We start from the raw sequence: 20,068 nt of genomic DNA on the forward strand, positions 1-20,068 counted from the left end.
CGATGGGCTGCACAGCAGCCCCGAAATTACCGGGGCAACTCGATCCTTGAAGTTTCCCCCGGTACCACCGGCCAATCCCCCGCAGCCCACCGTGCCCTGGCTTGCTCGATCAGTTCCGGGTCGCTTGCCACGAAATTCCAGTTCATTCGCCGCGGCCCATCCAGTGGCTCCCCGCCAATCAGTACCAACTGGCACTCTGCGTCCGCATACAGCGTCACGTCCTCGCCCTCCGGCAGCACCACCAGGCTGCAAGGCTCCACATCCTCATCGCCCAGCAGCAACTCGCCATCCAGCAGGTAAAGCGCCCGCTGCTCGTGTTCAGCTGGTATCAGCAGCGTCGTCGCCGGTTGCATCTGTACGTGCGCATAAAGGGTAGGGGAGAGCACCGGCACCGGTGACTCCAGGCAGAACCCGGTGCCAGCAATCAGGCAGATGCGTACCCCCAGGTGGTCACTCACCGGCAGGCTCGCCGCCGGGTGGTGGCTGTAGCTCGCCGGGCCTTGTTCGTGCGCGCGCGGCGAAGCCAGCCACACTTGCAAGCCGTGCAGGCGCGAACCATGGGCCAGGGCATCTGCCGGCGTACGCTCGACATGGGCCACGCCGCTGCCAGCCGTCATCCAGCTGACATCGCCGGGGAGCACCCGCTGCTCTGAGCCGAGGCTGTCCTTGTGCAGGATCGCCCCCTCGAACAGGTAGGTCAGGGTCGACAGGCCGATGTGCGGGTGCTGGCGGATGTCCATACCATGCCCCGGGGCATAGTCGGTTTCGAGCATATGGTCGAAGAACACGAACGGGCCGACGCTACGGCACTGTGCTGCCGGCAGCGGGCGCAGGATCGGCTGGCCCTCGACCGATTCGGCACGTGGGCGGATGATCAGGGGGCTGCTCATGGGGTGGGCTCCAGGCGCGGTGGAAATGCCTCAAGCATAGCGGTTTGCCTGGTGCGGCTGAACCGTATCGTTTGCCGGCCGGTCTACTGTTTCCATACCCGTAGAAGGAAGCTGCCCATGATTGCCCGAGCGCTGGCCTGCGTGTTGTTGTCTGGCTGGCTGTGCCAGGCGGCACAGGCACGCGACTACCGCTACAGCGATGCCCACCTGCACTACGTCGACTTCTTCCAGGAGAGCGAAGGCATGCCGGCGTTGCTAAAGGCCATGGATGCCGCAGGCATCGAGCAGTCGATGATTTCCGGCATACCGGTGGCCAAAAAATGGCATGAAGACGAGCCCAAGCGCCCGCGGTATTACGCCGGTGACGATGCCGATGCCTACTGGTACAGCGCCACCGATACCTACGTGGCGGCCGCCCTGCAGCAGTTGCCGATAGAGCAGCGCAAACGCTTTCATCCGTTCCTGACGGGTTTCAACCCGGTGGACAAGAACGCTGTCAGCCATATCGAGCGCATGCTCGATATGTACCCGGGGCTGTGGGAGGGAATCGGCGAGGTTTTCACCCGTCACGATGACCTGACAGCGCTGACCAGTGGCGACACGCCGCGCGCCAACAACGAAGCCATGACGCGCATTTACCATCTGGCGGCCGAGCGGGACCTGCCGGTACTGCTGCATTCCAATATCACTTCAAAACGCGAGCGTAACCCGCTGTACCTGGCAGAGATCGAAGAGCCGCTGCGCAATCACCCGCACACGCGGTTCATCTGGGCGCACGCCGGCAGCAGCATGGAGATCCACCGGCACCAGACGCAGATGGACTTTTTGCTCCCGGTGCTGACGCGGTTGCTGGAGGATTACCCGAACCTGTATGTCGACCTGTCGTGGAGTGTGCTGCAGCCCTATCTGCTGGATGACAAGGGCGTGCCGCGCAAGGCCTGGGTGGCATTGGTCGAGCGGTACCCGGAGCGGTTCATGCTGGGGTCGGATGTGGTGGGGCGCTTTGGCAGCCTGGGGGAGCAGATGCACGGGTTCAGGCCGTTTCTGGATGCATTGCCAGAACAGGTAGCCAACAAAGTGGCCCGGGAGAATTTTCTGGCAGTGTTGCCCAAGGATCAGCAATAGCCTGTGCCGGCCTCTTCGCGGGCATGCCCGCTCCCACAGGTACTGTAGAGGCTTCGGAACATGTGGGAGCGGGCGCGCCCGCGAAGAGGCCGGTACAGGCAACACAAATGAAAACGCCCCGAACCAGTCGGGGCGTTTTCGATTACCGCATCAGCGTCTTACTTGCCTTCCCAGCGCTTGAGCACCAGGGTGGCGTTGGTGCCGCCGAAGCCGAAGCTGTTGCTCATGACCGTATCGATCTTGGCGTTTTCCAAGGTTTCGCGCTGGATCGGCAGGTCGGCGACCTCCGGGTCCAGTTCGTCGATGTTGGCGGAGCCGGCGATGAAGTTGTTTTCCATCATCAGCAGGCAGTAGATCGCCTCGTGCACGCCAGCAGCGCCCAGCGAGTGACCCGACAGGCTCTTGGTCGAGCTGATCTTCGGTGCCTTGTCGCCGAATACCGCGCGAACGCCCTTGATCTCGGCAACGTCACCGACCGGGGTCGAGGTGCCGTGGGTGTTCAGGTAGTCGATCGGGGTGTCGACGGTGGACAGTGCCTGCTGCATGCAGCGGATGGCGCCTTCGCCGCTCGGGGCAACCATGTCGTAGCCATCGGAAGTCGCACCGTAGCCAACGATTTCGGCGTAGATCTTGGCGCCACGGGCCAGGGCGTGTTCCAGCTCTTCGACCACAACCATGCCGCCACCGCCAGCAATGACGAAGCCATCACGGTCGTTATCGTAGGCACGCGAGGCCAGTTCCGGGGTTTCGTTGCGCTTGGTCGACAGGGCGCCCATGGCATCGAACAGGAACGACTGGCTCCAGTGCTCTTCTTCACCGCCACCGGCGAAGACGATGTCTTGCTTGCCCCACTGGATCTGCTCCAGGGCGGTACCGATGCAGTGTGCCGAGGTGGCGCATGCCGACGAGATCGAGTAGTTCAGGCCCTTGATCTTGAACGGGGTGGCCAGGCACGCCGAAACGGTGCTGCCCATGGTGCGGGTGACACGGTATGGGCCGACGCGCTTGACGCCTTTCTCGCGCAGGGTGTCCAGCGCTTCCATCTGGTTCAGGGTCGAGGCGCCGCCGGAGCCAGCTACCAGCCCGGTACGCGGGTTGGAAACCTGCTCTTCGGTCAGGCCTGCGTCCTTGATCGCGTCCTGCATCGCCAGGTAGGCGTACGCCGCGGCGTGGCCGACGAAGCGGTATACCTTGCGGTCGATCAGTTCTTCGAGGTTGAGGTCGATGGACCCGGAAACCTGGCTGCGCAGCCCCATTTCCTTGTATTCCGGGTTGAAACGGATACCCGGACGGCTTTTACGCAGGTTTTCGGTGACGGTAGCTTTGTCATTGCCCAGGCACGATACGATGCCCAGACCAGTGATAACGACGCGGCGCATGCGAATAACCCTTAGAAATTGTCAGTGGAAGTGAACACGCCGACCCGCAGGCCTTCGGCAGTGTAGATCTCACGGCCGTCGACGCTGACCGAGCCATCGGCGATGGCCATGTTCAGCTTGCCCTTCAGGACACGCTTGATCTGAATGTTGTAGGTGACTTTCTTGGCCTCTGGCAGTACCTGGCCGAAGAATTTCACCTCGCCCGAGCCCAGGGCGCGGCCGCGGCCCGGCAGGCCTTGCCAGCCGAGGAAGAAGCCTACCAGCTGCCACATGGCATCGAGGCCCAGGCAGCCCGGCATGACCGGATCGCCTTCGAAGTGGCAGGCGAAGAACCACAGGTCCGGGTTGATATCCAGCTCGGCGACCAATTCACCTTTGCCGTACTTGCCGCCTTCTTCGCTGATATGGGTGATGCGATCGACCATCAGCATGTTCGGCGCGGGCAGTTGCGCATTACCTGGGCCGAACAGCTCACCGCGACTGCAGCGCAGCAGGTCTTCCCGAGTAAAGGCGTGTTGTTTGGTCATGCGAGCTCCTCAATAACCCCCTGCGGCAGGGGATGAATCTTCCCGGCCGGCCTGATACGCATCGCGTTCAAGACGGCAGCCTACAGGTAGACTATTGCGTTGTGGTGAAAGTCACAGTGCACCCGGTGAAAGAAGTACAGGTGTGCACTGAAACGTCTATTTTCAGGTCCGACGATGGTCCTGTCCAGTGTTTAAGACTGCCGCACTTTAGCATTTATCGCCAGTCGCGGTTGTCTGACCGGGTAACCAGCGTTCCAGCACCTGCTGCAGCTCGGTACGGCGCAAGGGTTTGCTCAGGTAGTCGTCCATGCCAGCGGCCATGCAACGCTCGCGGTCACCCTGCATCGCATTGGCCGTCAGGGCGATGATCGGTAACCCGGTGCCGTTGGGCAATTGGCGGATACGCCGGGTGGCTTCATAGCCGTCCAGGTGCGGCAGTCGACAGTCCATCAGCACGGCGGCAAAGCGCTGGCGGCTGACCAGGTCGACGGCCTCAAGTCCATCTTCGGCTGTGCATACCGCCAGGCCCAGGCTGCGCAGCATGGCTTCGATGACGCTCTGGTTGACCGGATTGTCCTCTACCAGCAGCACCTGATCACTGCCGGGCGCCGTCGTTTTCGCGTGCGTTGGCAACGTCGGCTGGCTGGGGGGAGGGCTGGCCAGGGCCAGCGGCATCTCCAGGGTAAATGTAGAACCCAGGCCTTCGCGGCTTTCACCGCGCAGCTTGCCGCCCATGCGTTCGGCCAGGGTGCGGGCGATCGACAGGCCCAGCCCGGTGCCGCCATAACGGCGGGAGATCGAGCTGTCGGCCTGCTGGAAGGCCACGAACATCATTTCAAGGCGGTCGCTATCGATCCCGATACCCGTGTCGCGCACACTGCAGGTGAGCCAGATCAACTGCCGGTCGAGCACCTGCCAGCGTGCTTCGACCTGAACCTGGCCGCGTTCGGTGAACTTCAGTGCGTTACCGACCAGGTTCAGCAGGATCTGGCGGATGCGCGTGGGGTCGCCGTTCACTTGCAACTGCTCGATGTCGGCCGGCAGTTGCAGGTGCAAGCCAAGGCCACGCTGCTGGGCACTGTGCTGGAACGACAGGACGCTGCTGGTAATCAGCTCACCCAGGTTGAAATTGATGTGTTCCAGCTGAAGCGCAGCGCGTTCGATGCGCGAGAAGTCGAGGATATCGTTGATGACTTTCAGCAAATGCCCGGTGGATTCGCTGGCCACTGCGGTGTAGTCGGCCTGTTCGGTACTTAGCTGCGTGGTTTCCAGCAGCTGCAGCATGCCCAGCACGCCATTCATCGGGGTGCGCAGCTCGTGACTCATCATCGCCAGGAAGTCCGATTTGGCTCGGTTGGCTTGTTCGGCTTCCTCGCGGGCCTGGATCAGCTCGGCAATGGCCTGCTTCTGTTCATCGCTGGCCTGCTCCAGGGCGTTGGCCAGGTTGTTGATATGGCGGGCCAGGTGGCCGAGCTCGCTATCATCGACCACGGGCAGCGGGGTGTTGTACTGGCCCTGCTGTATGGCCTTGACCGCATGGCCCATGTCGCTGATCGGCTTGGCCAGGCTCAGGGCCAGGCGGCGCGCCAGCAAGAAGGTGAACAGCAAGGCGAACAGCGCCAGGATGCCGGCCTTGATCACGATTTCCTGTTGGCGTTGGCTGAAGGCGTCATCGGACATGCCGACGATCACCCGGCCCAGGTAGTCATCGCCGATCGCGGGTGTGGCGGCCTTGCCCTGCTGCAGGAAGTCGCTGTCCAGGCGGATTTGCTGCAAGCGTATGGGCGCCTGGAACACCTCTACGCGCTGCGCGCGGTTGGCGCTTTCGTCGGACTGCTCGACGTACACAAGGATGTGGTTGCGGCTGTCCTGCACCTCGAGGAAGCGCACGTGCGGGATGCTGAGGGTGGCGCGCATCAGGCCTTCGAGCACCTCGTTGTTGCCCGAGATCACCCCGTACTCCGAGGCCGGGGCCAACTGGTTGGCGATCAGCTGCCCGGTGTGGTTCAGCTCCTGGCGCAGGTCCTGGATGCGCACGAAGGTGAAGAAGCTGATCAGCAGCAAGGTCAGCAGCAGGGCAGGGCCAAGGCTTATGATTTGCGTGCGGGTGTGGATGTCCCAGCTCAGGCCTTTGCTCATGGGGTGGGCTCTCCTTCGGCCAGGGCCTTGGCGGCGGCGGACGGATCGATCGGTTGCAGGCCCAGGGCGCGCGCCACCTGCTGGTTGCCACTGACGCCGAAACGGGCCGGATACAGGCTGCGCGGCCAGCGCCCCGGAGGCTGGTCGAGCAACTGGTCAAGTACTGCCAGCCAGTCCTCTTGGTCGCTGTAGGTACTGGCCAGTGCGCCGGCGCGAACAAAGCCGGCGTTCGGGCCGATCAGCGCCATCTGCCGGCCATAACTGCTCAGCAACAGGTTCTTCGCAGTCTTGGAGTTGTACAGGTCCGGGTCATCCAGGCCCAGCAGCACATCGCTGTTACCCAGCAGGTGCTGCAGGGGCCGGCTGTCACGCAGGTCGGGCCAGTCCTGGGCAATGATTTCCAGGCCCAGCGGGCGGGCCGCATGGCGCAGCTCTTCGAGCAGAAAACCACTGTGCTCGCCGTACAGCACACCAATGCGCTGGGCCTGTGGCAGCAGGTAGCGCGCCAGGCGCAGTTGCCGGCCCAACGGCGGGTCGCTCCACAGCAAGGTGAGAAACGCCGGGCGCGACTTTCCCAGGCGCTGTTCAGCCTGCACCCGGCTTATTCGCATGGCCAGGGCTGGCGGGCCGGCGTTTTCACCCAGGCGCCACTCCAGGGCAGCACTGTCGAGCAGAATCAGGCGCTGGTCGGTTTTGAGCTTGCCAGGGGGGGGCAGGTCGGCAGTGGTCTGGAAATGCACATGATCGTGCGGCCGACGGCTTTCGAGTGCGGCGACAAAGCTGCGGATGCCGGGCTGGTCTTGCGCGCCTACCAGCAGAATTTCGCTGGCGGACAAGGGCCCCAATGGCCACAGGCAAAGCAGCAACAGGCGCAGCACCAGGGCCATCAGAACGCCAGCTCCGCGCTGAAGCTGAGGCGGTGGCGGCTGTCGTAGCGGTTCTGAACGGTGGTGGTCGGCTCGTCGTCCAGGCGTTGTTGCCACAGCGCCGCCAGCTCCAGGTTGCTGCCCTGCACCCGAAGGCGCTTGGCCAGGCGCAGGTCCAGGCGCTCGTAGCGGTACTGGTTGAGCGCATCGTCACCGTAGTAGAACAGCGCACTCGACCAGCCATCGCCCCATTCGCGCATCCACCCGGCCGAGCCGCTGTTGCGGGCGCTGAGGCGGCGGTCGTCGGGGTTGCTGGCCCAGGCATCGACATAGGCGTAGGTCAGGCGCAGGCGGTCACGCAGGGTGGGGCGCCAGTCCAGTTGCGCCTCGCTGCCGCTGAAACGTGCCTTGTTGGCGTTGCTGGCGATGTACTGGTTGTTGCGCAGGGGCTCGCTGATCATGCCGGTGATCTCGTCGTAGAACAGCTTCACGTCCATGCTCAAATCGAGGTCGCTGAAATAGCCGTTGTAGCCCAGTTCGCGCGAGCGCATGCGCTCCTGATCGAGGTCGCCTGGGCCGCGGGTCTTGACGAAATACTCACCATGCTGTTGGCCGAACGCATTGGGGCTGAGGTTCTTGACCGTGTAGCTCCAGTTGATGTTGTTCTCGAACATGTCGGGCGAGCGCACCGCCTCGGAATACACCGCGCGCAGGCCATGGCGCGGGGTAATCAGGTAGTTGACCGCAACGCGCGGGGTCAGTGAGCTGCCCGACAGGCGCGAGTCTTCGAACATCGCCCCGCCCTGCAAGATCCAGTGCTCGTCGGCGCGCCATTCCAGCTGGCCGAACAGGCGCCAGGTCTGGTCGTCGATGCTGCCGTTGAAGTAGGTCTGCGAGTCGGCACGGTCATAGCGGTAGTTCATGCCGCTGAGCAGGCGCAGGCTGTCGGTCAGGCTCAGGGTGTCCTGGATTTCCAGGTCGTAGCGGGTTTCGCGGGTGCTCTGGTCCACATCGCCGCAGACCACGCTGCTGCCGCCCTGGTTGTTCCACTGATCCTTGATGGCATCGACCAGCGCTTGTTCTGCCGGGTTGCTGCTGGGTGGCGGGTTGTTGGCGCCGCGTGCGACCAGCTCGGCGTAATTGGGGTTCATCTGCCACAGCCGGGTCAGTTCGGGGCTGAACGACAGTGCGGCATCACACGCCCGCCAGACCTGTTGGCGGTCGAAATGCTGTGCCGAACCCTGCACATACAGGCTGTGGTCGGGATTGAAGTCGATGTTCCAGCGCACCGACCCTGCGTAGTCCTTGGCATTGACGTCGGCATTGTCGCCGCGCTGGGTAACGTAGGGGAATACCGGCTGGTAGGTATAGGGCCGCTGGTTGCTGCCTTCTTTTGCCGCCAGTTGCCACTCCAGGGTCTGGTCGACCGCCAGGTTGTGGCTGGCACTGAGGTTGAAACGGGTCAGCCGGCGGCTGTCCCGGTAGTCCTGGCCGAACTGGTCGTGGTCGAAGCCGTCGTCCTGCTGGCCCGACAACGACAGGCGCATGTCGCCGCCATCCCAGCCGAAACCGTGGCTGGCATAGAAGTCGTTGATGCCGTCCTCGCCGCGGGTCACTTTCAATCGTGTGCCATGGCTGTCGGCGGGGTTACGGGTGAGGATGTTGACCACCGCCATCAGCGCATTGGCACCGTAGCTGACCGTGTTGGGGCCGCGAAACACCTCGATGCGCTCGATGTCTTCCATGGCCAGGGGGATGTCGCTCCAGTCCACCGTGGCCAGGCCAGCCCGGTACACCGAGCGGCCATCGATCAGCACCTGCATGCGCCGCGCTTCGCTGGCGTTGCTGCCGTGGTAGTTGACCGTCGGCTGGTTGCCGGCGCCGTAGCCAATCATCATGCCCGGTACCAGGCGCAGCAGTTCGGGGATGTCGCGGGCGCCGCTGGCGCGGATCAGCTCGCTGTCGAGCACGGTCATGCTGCCCGGGACTGCCGCCGGGGATTGTTTCAGGCGCGTGGCGGTCAGAACCTGCGGCAGGTCGCTGTTGTCGATGAACAGGTCGTCGGCCATGGCCGGGCCACCGAGCAGGGCAGTCAGTATCAGCAGGCGCGGGAACGGGGGCGAGCCAGGGAACACGGGGCAGCCTTGTATCAGGATTGAAACAGGCATGGTAACTGACCTTGGCGTATTTTCCAGTGATCTGCGTCGGCTGTTCTGGCCCTTTCCTGGATGAGCCCGCTTTCACAGCGGCTGAACGCTGTGTGTACCTGTGGGGGCGGCCTTGCCCGCGAAGAGGCCAGTACTGACACTGGTTCTGTAGCAGGCGAGCCGTATAATGGCCGGGTCGCCACTTAATTTTTGGCTTTAACGGATTGGATATGACTGAACAGCAACCTGTTGCAGTTCTGGGAGGCGGCAGCTTCGGCACCGCCGTGGCGAACCTGCTGGCGGAAAACGGTGTGCCGGTGCGCCAATGGATGCGCGACACGGCGCAGGCCGAGGCCATGCGCGTCAATCGCGAGAATCCGCGCTACCTCAAGGGCATCCGCCTGCAGGATGGCGTGGAGCCGGTCAACGATCTGCTGGCCACCTTGCAGGCCAGCGAGTTGATCTTCGTCGCGCTGCCATCAAGTGCCTTGCGCAGTGTCCTGACGCCCCACGCCGAGCTGTTGCGGGGCAAGGGCCTGGTCAGCCTGACCAAGGGTATCGAGGCGCAGAGCTTCAAGCTGATGAGCCAGATCCTTGAAGAGATCGCCCCTGACGCCCGCATCGGGGTGCTGTCGGGCCCCAACCTGGCCCGCGAGATCGCCGAACATGCGCTGACCGCCACAGTGGTCGCCAGCGAGGACGAACAACTCTGCCAGCAAGTGCAGGATGTACTGCACGGGCGCACCTTCCGGGTCTACGCCAGCGCCGACCGCTTCGGCGTCGAACTGGGTGGGGCGCTGAAAAACGTCTACGCCATTATCGCTGGCATGGCCGTGGCCTTGGGCATGGGCGAGAACACCAAGAGCATGCTGATTACCCGGGCCCTGGCCGAGATGACCCGCTTTGCCGTCAGCCAGGGCGCCAACCCCATGACCTTCCTTGGCCTGGCCGGTGTCGGTGACCTGATCGTCACCTGCTCCTCGCCCAAGAGCCGCAACTACCAGGTGGGCCATGCGCTGGGCCAGGGGTTGAGCCTGGAACAGGCTGTCAGCCGCCTGGGCGAGGTGGCCGAAGGCGTCAACACCCTCAAGGTGCTCAAGGCCAAGGCGCAGGAGGTACAGGTGTACATGCCGCTGGTGGCGGGCTTGCATGCCATCCTGTTCGAAGGCCGCACACTGAACCAGGTGATCGAGCACCTGATGCGCGCCGAGCCCAAGACCGATGTCGATTTCATTTCCATCAGCGGTTTCAACTGAGCCCTTGGCGGCTCTGACACGAGCAAGGAGCAACACATGAACGATACACCCGAACGCGCCCAGCGCGAGTCGATCATCCTGCGGGTGCTGTGGATGCTGGTGTTCCTGGTGGTCTGGCAACTGGCCGAATTGCTGCTCGGCGGCCTGGTACTGGTGCAACTCATCTACCGCCTGGTGTATGGCGCGCCCAGCGCCAGCCTGATGAACTTCGGCGACAGCCTGAGCCAGTACCTGGCGCAGATCGGCCGCTATGGCAGCTTTCACACTGAGCAGAAGCCCTGGCCATTTGCCGACTGGCCAGCACCGCGTGCCCCGGAAGGCGAGGCGCCGCATGCCGTGGCACCGGCCCCGCACCCGGTGCGGGACGAGGAACCCAAGCTGTGAAGCTGTGGGTGCTGCGCCACGGTGAGGCGGAGCCGCGGGCCAATACCGACGCCGAGCGCCGCCTGACCGGCCATGGTCGCGAGCAGGTGCTGCACAGCGCTGCCCGCCTGCTTGGGCAGCCGCTGCAGGCGATTATCGCCAGCCCCTACGTGCGCGCCCAGCAAACGGCGGCGCTGGTGCATGACACGCTGGGTTTCAGGGAGCCGGTGCGTACCGTGCCCTGGTTGACGCCAGAGAGTGATGTGCAGCAGGTCATCGGCGAAATCGAGCGCCTGGGGCTGGAGCATGTACTGCTGGTCAGCCACCAGCCGCTGGTGGGGAATCTGATCGGTGCGCTGGAGCATGGTCACCAACAGCAACCAGCCGCCATGAGCACCGCCAGCCTGGCGGAGCTGGAAGGGGAGTGGCCCTTGGCTGGGCTGATGACCCTCCGAGCGATCAGCCCACCGGTGTGATTCCCCGGCAAATCGATAAGGCAACTGGCATTTTTGTCAGTTGCCGCACTTGATGGCCCCTTGCTAGCGTTGCCTCAAAGCAATCAGGCAGGGAGCAGCGGATGAGCGGTGAAATGCGGGAGCTGTTGAGTTCCCTGGACCTGCAACCCACCGTGGACAAGGTGGAGCAAGGCGTTACGCTGGACTTCGCCCAGTACAGCCTGCTGCGCGATTCGGCCGACGCCAAGCTCTACCAGTTGCTGCACAAGGTCAACCGCAACGGCAACCTGGAGCCTGCTATCAGGCAGCAAAGCGATCGGGACCTGCGCACGCTGCAGGATGCCTGCCTGCGAGTCTCCCACCTGCTACAAACCAGTTGCCTGGCCTTGCGCCGTCTGCAACTCGACTTTCAGGACCAGCGCCTGGCCCGTGAGGCGCTGGAAAGCCAGTTGGCCTACATGCAGGCCTGCTTGCGCCGGTCTTTGGCCAGCTTCGACCGCTCGGCGTGACCTGATAGCCCTCGTTGATGACCTTTCCGAATGTTGCTGAATCGCGCCCCGATGCCGACAATGAGCCATCATCTTCCGTCCGGACCAGGCGCCATGTCGCAGCAGATCTTCTTCGCTCATGCCAACGGTTTCCCTTCGGCCACGTATGGCAAGCTGTTCGCTGCCCTGGCGCCGGACTACCAGGTGCGGCACCTGGCCCAGCACGGCCACGATCCGCGCTTTCCGGTAGACGACAACTGGCAGAGCCTGGTCGATGAGCTGCTGCATCACCTGGCGCAGCAGGACCAGCCCATCTGGGGTGTCGGGCATTCGCTGGGAGGAGTGTTGCACCTGCATGCTGCCTTGCGTCGCCCCGAGTACTACCGTGGGGTGGTGATGCTCGACTCGCCGGTGCTCACCCGTGCCGACCAGTGGCTGCTGCGCACCGCCAAGCGTTTCGGTTTCATTGACCGCATTACCCCGGCCGGCCGCACGTTGGGGCGCCGCGAAGTTTTCAATGACCGCGACAGTGCCCGGGACTATTTTGCTGGCAAGTCACTGTTTCGCCATTTTGACCCCGACTGCCTCGAAGCCTATGTAGAACATGGCCTGCAGGCGATGGAGCAGGGGCTGCAACTGCGCTTCGATCCGGCCACCGAAATCAGTATCTACCGCAGCATCCCGCACACCAGCCCCGCGCCCGCACGGCAGTTGCAGGTGCCGCTGGCCATGGTGCGCGGCGAGCGCAGCAACGTCATTCGCCGTCACCACACCCTGGCGGTGCGCGGTATGCCCAAAGGCGAATACCACAGTGTGCCCGGCGGCCACATGTTCCCGCTGGAGCGCCCGACCGACACCGCCAGCCTGATCAAGGGCCTGTTCGACCGCTGGAGCCAGGCATGAGCGCGCAGGTGCAGGAAGTGCGCCTCAGCCTGGGCCATATCGAACTGGCGGCTCACCTGTTCGGCCCCGAGGACGGGCTGCCGGTAATTGCCCTGCATGGCTGGCTGGATAACGCCAACAGTTACGCCCGCCTGGCGCCGCTACTGAAGGGCCTGCGCATCGTCGCCCTGGACCTGGCCGGGCACGGTTACTCGGAACACCGTCCGCCTGGTGCCGGCTATGCCCTGGCCGACTACGCCCACGACGTGCTGCGGGTTGCCGAGCAGCTGGGTTGGCAGCGTTTCGCCCTGTTGGGCCACTCGCTGGGCGCAATCATTTCGGTACAACTGGCCGGCGCCTTGCCCGACCGGGTCAGCCACCTGGCGTTGATCGACGGCGTCATCCCGCCGACCGGTGCCGAGCAGGACGCAGGCGAGCGCTTGGGGATGGCGCTGCAAGCCCAGTTGCGGCTGGATGGCAAACGCAAGTCGGTGTACGCAACGCTGGAAGAAGGCGTGCATGCGCGGATGAAAGGCATGGTCGCGGTCAGCCGCGAGGCTGCAGAATTGCTGGCGCAACGTGGCCTGATGCCGGTACCCGGTGGCTACAGCTGGCGCAGTGACAGCCGCCTCACCCTGCCATCGCCGGTGCGCCTGAGTGAAGCCCAGGCCATGGCCCATGTGCGCCGGGTGAGTTGCCCGGCGCTGTTGGTGGTGGCCGCCGACGGCATGCTGGCGCGCCACGCCGCGTTGCTTGAGCAGCTACCCTTTGAGCAGGTGACGCTGCCCGGTGGCCATCACCTGCACCTGAATGATGAGCAGGGCGCGGCCCTTGTCGCAGACTGTATCAATCGCTTCTTTGGCTTTGCTTGACTTGCACCGGACAAGTGTCGAGGCTTGGCGGGTTGAACAGGGAGACAACCATGCAACTGCCAGACATCCTGGAGCTTCACTTCGGCGCCGCGCGCCGCCTGGTTCGCCAATGAGCGCGCCTGTTGCCATCCGTACTGCTGTCGCCGCCTGCCTGGCGCTGGCCAGCCCTTTGTTGTGGGCGGGCAGCCTGCCGGTGCCGGTGGACGCAAAGGTCGTTGACCAGCGCCCGGCCGTGGAGCAGGAGCGTGTCTACCCCATGGGCCCGCTGCGCAAGATCAGCGGCCGCCTGCGGGTCGAGAACAAGGTCGAGAGCCGCGGCCAGGTCAGCTCGGTAACCTACGAACTGCCAGTCGAACGGACTGCACGTGAAGCCTTCACCAGTGCCCGCGAAGAGCTGCAGCGTGACGGCGGTTACCCGTTGTTCTGGTGCCAGGGCCGCGATTGCGGCGAGGCCAGCCTGTGGGCCAACGATGTGTTCGCCAATGCCCGCCTCAACGGTGGCGACGAGCAGCAGGCGTTCATCTTGCTGCGCCGCTCGGCAGAAGAGGCCGACACCTTGGTCGCGCTGTACAGCGTCACCCGTGGCAACCGCCGCGCCTACCTGCATGTGGAGGAGTTCGTCGCCGGCAGCCCGCTGGGCGAGCTGCTGCCAACCGCCGCCACGGTGCTGCGCGAAATGCGTGACACCGGCAAGCTCGACTACCCTGACCTTGCTGCACCGCAAGACACCTGGGTGAACCTGCTGGCCCGCAGCCTTAACCTCGACAGCACCTTGCGCGCCAGCCTCAGTGGCGCCCAGGCCGAAGCCTGGCGCGAGGCGCTGGTCAAGGCCGGTGTGCGCAATGGCCGCCTTGAGGTCGGCAGTGCGCCTACAGACGGCCTGCACCTTGAACTGATCCGTTGAACGAGCGCCACCATGGTTAACAATGATCGCCTGCTGGTCCAGATTCTGCTGCTGGCGTTACTGGGCGCCGGCCTGTGGGTGATGGCACCGTTCATTTCGGCATTGCTGTGGGGGGCCATCCTGGCCTTTGCCAGTTGGCCGTTGATGCGCTTGCTGACCCGTGTGCTGGGCGGGCGTGAAACCCTCGCGGCAAGCCTGCTGACCACGGCCTGGATCCTGATCGTGGCACTGCCGCTGGTGTGGCTGGGGTTCAACCTGGCCGATCACATTCGCGATGCCACGGCGTTTGTACGTGACGTGCAGGTCGATGGCCTTCCCGATGCGCCGGCCTGGCTGGGTGGCATTCCATTCGTGGGCGAGCGCCTGGTCAACGGGTGGCAATCGCTGGACCAGCAAGGCGCGGCCTTGCTGGCCTCGGCCAAGCCCTACTTCGGGCAGGTGGGCAACTGGTTGCTGGCGCGCAGTGCGCAGATCGGCAGCGGTGTGCTGGAACTGACCCTGAGCCTGGTGTTCGTGTTCTTCTTCTACCGCGACGGGCCGCGTCTGGCAGCCTTCGTGTTGCGCTTGCTGCACCGGCTGATGGGCGAGCGCGCCGAGTATTACCTGGAGCTGGTAGCCGGTACCGTGCAGCGGGTGGTCAACGGGGTGATCGGCACGGCGGCGGCGCAGGCGCTGCTGGCGCTGATCGGCTTCCTGATTGCCGGGGTGCCCGGGGCGATCGTGCTGGGCCTGGTGACCTTCATGCTCAGCCTGATCCCCATGGGCCCGCCACTGGCCTGGATCCCGGCCACTGCCTGGCTGGTGTGGAAGGGCGAATACGGCATGGCGGTGTTCCTGGGTATCTGGGGCACCTTCGTCATCAGCGGCGTGGACAACGTGCTCAAGCCGTACCTGATCAGCCGTGGCGGCAACCTGCCACTGGTGATCGTGCTGCTGGGTGTATTCGGTGGCTTGCTTGCGTTTGGCTTCATTGGCCTGTTCATTGGGCCGACCTTGCTGGCGGTCGGTTACAGCCTGCTGCTGGACTGGAGCCGTAACGCCGCACAGCAGCCGCCACAGCAATAAGCCTGTAACGGGCTCTTCGCGGGCACGCCCGCTCCCACATGTACTGCACAGTCTTCATGGCCTGTGTTGTACCGGTGGATTCACCGGCGAAGAGGCCAGTACAGGCAGCCCAACAAGCTGATCTTTACGCATTCTTTATACCTCCCCCCATCCCCAGATCTCGCCCCTTTACGCCCCTCCCTAAGACAATTTCCCCAAAGCGGCCCAAGCCGTAACACGGGGAGAACCACTCATGAACATGCTCGACGGGCTGTCACTGCTGCTGGCAGTGGCCTTGGCGTTTTATCTGCTGGTGGCGCTGCTGCGCGCCGATCGCAGCTAGGGAGCGACCATGCACAGTTACGATTTCGCCTTGCTCCTGGCGTTCTTTGCCATCGTGCTGCTACCGGCACCCTGGCTCGGGCGGTTCTACTTCAAGGTCATGGAAGGCCAGCGCACCTGGCTGTCGCCACTACTCGGCCCGGTCGAGCAAGCTTGCTACCGGCTGGCGGGGGTGAACGACAGCCAGGAGCAGAACTGGCGGCAGTACACCCTGGCCCTGCTGGCCTTCAACCTGGTCGGGTTCCTGCTGCTGTTCGCCGTGCTGCTATTGCAGGGCTACCTGCCGCTCAACCCGCAGCACCTGCCAGGCCAGGAATGGTCGCTGGCGTTCAATACCGCCGTCAGTTTCGTGACCAACACCAACTGGCAGGCCTACAGCGGTGAGGCCTCGGTCAGCTATTTGAGCCAGATGCTCGGCCTGACCGTGCAGAACTTTGTCAGTGCTGCCACCGGCCTGGCCGTGCTGGTTGCGCTGTGCCGTGGCATTGCCCGGCGCAGCACCTCGACGCTGGGCAACTTCTGGGTCGACATGACCCGTGCCACCCTCTACTGCTTGCTGCCGCTGTGCTTGCTGTTGGCGCTGTTGCTGGTATGGCAGGGCGTGCCGCAGACCTTTGCCGACTATGCCCATGCGCTGACCTTGCAAGGTGCTGACCAGACCATTCCACTGGGGCCGGCTGCCAGCCAGATCGCTATCAAGCAATTGGGTACCAATGGTGGCGGCTTCTTCGGCGTCAACTCGGCGCACCCGTTCGAAAACCCCACGGCCTGGAGCAACCTGTTCGAGGTGGCTTCGATCATCCTCATTCCGGTGGCCTTGGTGTTCACCTTCGGCCACTACGTGAAGGACCTGCGCCAGAGCCGCGCCATCCTCGCCTGCATGCTTGCCCTGTTCCTGATCGGTGGCAGCACGGCGTTGTGGTCCGAGCATCAACCCAACCCGGCCCTGCAGAACCCGCAGGTGCAGCAGACCGGCCCCCTGGAGGGCAAGGAAAGCCGCTTCGGCACCACCGGTTCGGTGCTGTGGACGGTCACTACCACCGCGGCCTCGAACGGCTCGGTCAACGCCATGCACGACAGCCTGAACCCGCTGACCGGCATGGTGGCGATGGTCAACATGATGGTCGGCGAGGTGATCTTCGGCGGCGTCGGGGCTGGCCTCTACGGCATGCTGTTGTTCGTCCTGATCGCGGTGTTCCTGGCCGGGCTGATGATTGGCCGCACCCCGGAATACCTGGGCAAGAAACTCCAGGCCCGTGAGGTGCAGTTGCTGGTGGCGACCCTGCTGGTGATGCCGGTGGGCGTGCTGGTGCTTGGCGCCATTGCTGCCAGCCTGCCAGGCCCGGCGGGGGCGGTCACCAACCCTGGGGCGCATGGTTTCAGCCAGCTGCTGTACGCCTATACCTCGGGCACGGCCAACAACGGCTCGGCGTTCGCCGGTTTTGGCGCCAACACGGTGTACCACAACCTGATGATCGGCCTGGCCATGCTCATCGGCCGCTTTGGCTACATCCTGCCGATCCTGGCCTTGGCCGGCAGCCTGGCGGCGAAGAAAAGCGCGCCACAGGGGCAGAACAGCTTCCCCACCCACGGCCCGCTGTTCACCGGCCTGCTGCTGGTGACCATTTTGCTGGTCGGTGGCCTGACCTTCCTGCCGACCCTGGCCCTTGGGCCAATCGCCGAACACCTGAGCCTGGGTTTTTGAGGACCGATCATGAACATGCCCATTCCTGAAGTGAATACCCGGCACACTGCCAAGGACCAGACCCGCTTCGCCGCGCTGTGGCGCCCGGCGCTGGTGCAGGCGTTCGTCAAGCTCGACCCGCGTCAGCTCAAACGCTCGCCGGTGATGCTGGTGGTGGCCCTGACCGCAGTGCTCACCACCGTGCTGTGCTTCGCCCCCGGTAATGGCGTGAGCACGGGTGTTGCCGTGCAAATCGCACTGTGGCTGTGGTTTACCGTGCTGTTCGCCAACTTCGCCGAAGCCCTCGCCGAGGGCCGTGGCAAGGCCCGCGCCGACAGCCTCAAGGCCGGTAGCCAAGGCCTGACCGCTCAGCGTCGCCAGCGTGATGGCAGTTACGAGACGGTTGCTGCCAGCGCGCTGCGCAAGGACGACGTGGTACGCGTGGTAGCCGGCGAGATGATCCCCGGCGACGGCGAGGTGCTTGAAGGTATCGCGGCGGTCAACGAGGCCGCCATTACCGGCGAGTCTGCACCCGTGATCCGCGAGTCCGGCGGCGACCGCTCGGCGGTCACCGGCAACACCCGGTTGGTCTCCGACTGGCTGCTGATCCGTATTACCAGCAACCCAGGCGAGTCGACCCTGGACCGCATGATTGCCCTGGTCGAAGGTGCCAAGCGACAGAAGACTCCCAACGAGATCGCCCTAGACATCCTGCTGATCGGCCTGACGCTGATCTTCCTGATCGTGGTGGTGACCTTGCAGCCGTTCGCCCAATTTGTGGGGGGCAGCCTGCCGCTGATCTTCCTGGCTGCGTTGCTGGTGACGCTGATCCCCACCACCATCGGCGGGCTGCTGTCGGCCATCGGCATCGCCGGCATGGACCGGCTGGTGCGGCTGAACGTCATTGCCCGCTCGGGCCGTGCAGTGGAAGCCGCCGGTGACGTGCATACGCTGATGCTCGACAAGACCGGTACGATCACCTTCGGCAACCGCCGCTGCAGCGCGCTGCATGCAGCACCGGGCATCGCTGCCAAGGAACTGGGGGAGGGCGCCTTGCTGGCCTCGCTGGCTGACGATACTGCCGAGGGCAAGTCGATTGTCGAGTACCTGCGCCAGTTGCACGACTTCGTCGAGCCTCCCGCCGGTCAGTTCGAAGCCGTGGCCTTCAGCGCCGAAACGCGCCTGTCGGGCATCGACTACCAGCAGCACCGCTACCGCAAGGGCGCGGTAGATGCAGTGCTGGCGTTCGTCGGCATGCAACGCCTGGAAATGCCCCCGGCGCTGGCCCGCGAAGTGGAACGTATTGCCCAGAGTGGCGGCACACCACTGCTGGTGTGTATCGACAAGCGCCTGCTTGGCGTGATCCACCTCAAGGACGTGGTCAAACCCGGCATCCGCGAGCGCTTCGCCGAACTGCGCAAGCTGGGCATCCGCACGGTGATGGTGACCGGCGACAACCCGTTGACTGCCGCTGCCATCGCCGCCGAAGCGGGCGTGGATGACGTACTGGCCGAGGCCACCCCCGAGAAGAAGCTGGCGCGCATTCGCCAGGAGCAGAACGACGGTCGCCTGGTGGCCATGTGCGGCGACGGCGCCAACGACGCCCCGGCACTGGCCCAGGCCGATGTGGGCATGGCCATGAACGACGGCACCCAGGCCGCGCGCGAGGCGGCCAACATGGTCGACCTGGACAGCGATCCGACCAAGCTGCTGGATGTAGTACAGGTCGGCAAGGAGTTGCTGGTGACCCGCGGTGCGTTGACCACGTTCTCTATTGCCAACGACGTGGCCAAGTACTTCGCCATCCTGCCAGCGCTGTTTGCGGCCATCTACCCGCAGCTGGGCGTACTCAACCTGATGCACCTGGCCAGCCCACAGAGCGCGATCCTGTCGGCCATCGTGTTCAACGCGCTGATCATCATCGTGCTGATCCCGCTGGCGTTGCGTGGCGTGCGGGTGCAGGCGGCCAGTGCGGCGCACCTGTTGCGGCGCAACCTGCTGATCTACGGCCTGGGCGGCATTCTGGTGCCATTTGCCGGGATCAAGCTGATCGACCTGCTGCTCAATGCCCTGAACCTGGTCTGAGGAGGCCGCCATGAATGCTTATGTACGCCCGGCGTTGAGCCTGGCCCTGTTGATGACGCTGGTGACCGGCGCACTGTATCCGCTGGCAGTGACCGGCATCGCCCAGGTTGTTTTTCCGGACCAGGCCAATGGCAGCCTGGTGCGGGATGACCAGGGCCAGGTGCGCGGTTCGGCACTGATCGCCCAGGAATTCAAGGGTGATGGCTGGTTCCATGCACGGCCGTCGGCAGGCGCTTACGCCACGGTGGCCAGCGGTGCCAGCAACCTTTCGCCAAGCAATCCGGCGCTGGCCGAGCGGGTCAAGGGGGAGGCGGCTGCGCTGTATCAGGTGCAGCAGGGGCCGGTGCCGCAGGCGTTGCTGACCACCTCGGGCAGCGGCCTCGACCCACACCTGCCACCGGAGGCGGTTGCCTATCAGATCCCACGTGTGGCGGCGGCGCGGAAACTGCCGGTGGAGCGCTTGCAAGCCTTGCAGGAAGAGGCCACCCTCCACCCATTGATCGGCCCACCGGTGGTCAATGTACTGGCGTTGAACAAGGCCTTGGAAAAGCTCGCAATTACCAAATGAAATTGAAGCGGTAGCAGGGACCCTGTGGGAGCGGGTTCACCCGCGAATGCGA

The 20,068-nt window shown here is 64.3% G+C and carries 19 protein-coding genes; 13 read left to right on the forward strand and 6 right to left on the reverse strand.

Annotation, left to right across the window (positions count from 1 at the left end):
• Window positions 1-26 precede the first annotated feature (26 nt).
• Complete coding sequence (locus PP4_RS08060; RefSeq protein WP_016498703.1) at window positions 27-890, reverse strand: pirin family protein; 864 nt, start codon at window positions 888-890, stop codon at window positions 27-29.
• Window positions 891-1,007: 117 nt separating this feature from the next.
• Between PP4_RS08060 and PP4_RS08065 the strand changes: the two genes are divergently transcribed.
• The gene (locus PP4_RS08065) at window positions 1,008-2,015 is read left to right on the forward strand and encodes an amidohydrolase family protein (RefSeq protein ID WP_016498704.1); all 1,008 of its coding nucleotides are present in this window, start codon (window positions 1,008-1,010) and stop codon (window positions 2,013-2,015) included.
• Window positions 2,016-2,173: 158 nt separating this feature from the next.
• Here the strand turns inward: PP4_RS08065 and fabB are convergent, their stop codons facing one another.
• The 5 genes from fabB to PP4_RS08090 all read right to left on the reverse strand — a co-directional run bounded on the left by fabB (window position 2,174) and on the right by PP4_RS08090 (window position 9,094).
• Window positions 2,174-3,394, reverse strand: a complete 1,221-nt coding sequence (gene fabB / locus PP4_RS08070) for a beta-ketoacyl-ACP synthase I (protein WP_016498705.1) — start codon at window positions 3,392-3,394, stop codon at window positions 2,174-2,176.
• Between the two features lie 11 nt (window positions 3,395-3,405).
• Window positions 3,406-3,921, reverse strand: a complete 516-nt coding sequence (gene fabA, locus PP4_RS08075) for a 3-hydroxyacyl-[acyl-carrier-protein] dehydratase FabA (protein ID WP_016498706.1) — start codon at window positions 3,919-3,921, stop codon at window positions 3,406-3,408.
• A 207-nt stretch (window positions 3,922-4,128) separates the two neighbouring features.
• Window positions 4,129-6,060 (reverse strand): ATP-binding protein, encoded by a 1,932-nt coding sequence (locus PP4_RS08080; protein WP_016498707.1) that lies wholly within the window; start codon window positions 6,058-6,060, stop codon window positions 4,129-4,131.
• Entirely contained in the window at window positions 6,057-6,947 is an 891-nt protein-coding gene (locus PP4_RS08085; RefSeq protein WP_016498708.1) for a hypothetical protein, read from the reverse strand. The genes PP4_RS08080 and PP4_RS08085 overlap by 4 nt, the downstream gene beginning before the upstream one ends.
• A complete protein-coding gene (locus PP4_RS08090) occupies window positions 6,947-9,094 on the reverse strand; it encodes a TonB-dependent receptor plug domain-containing protein (protein ID WP_172488771.1) in 2,148 nt (715 codons plus the stop codon). Before PP4_RS08090 ends, PP4_RS08085 begins: the two co-directional genes overlap by 1 nt.
• A gap of 209 nt (window positions 9,095-9,303) precedes the next feature.
• Here PP4_RS08090 and PP4_RS08095 point away from each other — a divergent pair, with 209 nt between their 5' ends.
• The 12 genes from PP4_RS08095 (at window position 9,304) to kdpC (ending at window position 20,016) form a co-directional block, all read left to right on the forward strand.
• Window positions 9,304-10,329 carry an NAD(P)H-dependent glycerol-3-phosphate dehydrogenase gene (locus tag PP4_RS08095; RefSeq protein WP_016498710.1) on the forward strand — a complete coding sequence of 342 codons (1,026 nt, stop codon included), beginning with the start codon at window positions 9,304-9,306 and terminating at the stop codon, window positions 10,327-10,329.
• A gap of 36 nt (window positions 10,330-10,365) precedes the next feature.
• Entirely contained in the window at window positions 10,366-10,713 is a 348-nt protein-coding gene (locus PP4_RS08100; RefSeq protein ID WP_016498711.1) for a DUF4389 domain-containing protein, read from the forward strand.
• Window positions 10,710-11,168 (forward strand): phosphohistidine phosphatase SixA, encoded by a 459-nt coding sequence (gene sixA, locus PP4_RS08105; RefSeq protein WP_016498712.1) that lies wholly within the window; start codon window positions 10,710-10,712, stop codon window positions 11,166-11,168. Before PP4_RS08100 ends, sixA begins: the two co-directional genes overlap by 4 nt.
• Before the next feature lie 101 nt (window positions 11,169-11,269).
• Complete coding sequence (locus PP4_RS08110) at window positions 11,270-11,656, forward strand: hypothetical protein (RefSeq protein WP_016498713.1); 387 nt, start codon at window positions 11,270-11,272, stop codon at window positions 11,654-11,656.
• A gap of 93 nt (window positions 11,657-11,749) precedes the next feature.
• Window positions 11,750-12,538, forward strand: a complete 789-nt coding sequence (locus PP4_RS08115) for an alpha/beta fold hydrolase (protein WP_016498714.1) — start codon at window positions 11,750-11,752, stop codon at window positions 12,536-12,538.
• On the forward strand, window positions 12,535-13,389 hold the full coding sequence (locus PP4_RS08120) for an alpha/beta hydrolase (protein WP_016498715.1): 855 nt from the start codon (window positions 12,535-12,537) through the stop codon (window positions 13,387-13,389). Before PP4_RS08115 ends, PP4_RS08120 begins: the two co-directional genes overlap by 4 nt.
• A 109-nt stretch (window positions 13,390-13,498) precedes the next feature.
• A complete protein-coding gene (locus PP4_RS08125) occupies window positions 13,499-14,293 on the forward strand; it encodes a DUF4892 domain-containing protein (protein ID WP_016498716.1) in 795 nt (264 codons plus the stop codon).
• 12 nt (window positions 14,294-14,305) lie between these two features.
• Complete coding sequence (locus PP4_RS08130) at window positions 14,306-15,358, forward strand: AI-2E family transporter (RefSeq protein WP_016498717.1); 1,053 nt, start codon at window positions 14,306-14,308, stop codon at window positions 15,356-15,358.
• Between the two features lie 232 nt (window positions 15,359-15,590).
• Window positions 15,591-15,680: a K(+)-transporting ATPase subunit F gene (kdpF, locus tag PP4_RS08135; RefSeq protein ID WP_003251485.1), complete on the forward strand. Its 90-nt coding sequence runs from the start codon at window positions 15,591-15,593 to the stop codon at window positions 15,678-15,680.
• Window positions 15,681-15,689: 9 nt separating this feature from the next.
• Window positions 15,690-17,384 carry a potassium-transporting ATPase subunit KdpA gene (gene kdpA / locus PP4_RS08140; RefSeq protein WP_016498718.1) on the forward strand — a complete coding sequence of 565 codons (1,695 nt, stop codon included), beginning with the start codon at window positions 15,690-15,692 and terminating at the stop codon, window positions 17,382-17,384.
• Between the two features lie 9 nt (window positions 17,385-17,393).
• Entirely contained in the window at window positions 17,394-19,448 is a 2,055-nt protein-coding gene (gene kdpB / locus PP4_RS08145; protein WP_016498719.1) for a potassium-transporting ATPase subunit KdpB, read from the forward strand.
• A 10-nt stretch (window positions 19,449-19,458) separates the two neighbouring features.
• Window positions 19,459-20,016 (forward strand): potassium-transporting ATPase subunit KdpC, encoded by a 558-nt coding sequence (kdpC, locus tag PP4_RS08150; protein ID WP_016498720.1) that lies wholly within the window; start codon window positions 19,459-19,461, stop codon window positions 20,014-20,016.
• Window positions 20,017-20,068 lie beyond the last annotated feature (52 nt).

Origin of the sequence: Pseudomonas putida NBRC 14164 (assembly GCF_000412675.1) — a bacterium.
GTDB lineage: Bacteria > Pseudomonadota > Gammaproteobacteria > Pseudomonadales > Pseudomonadaceae > Aquipseudomonas > Aquipseudomonas putida.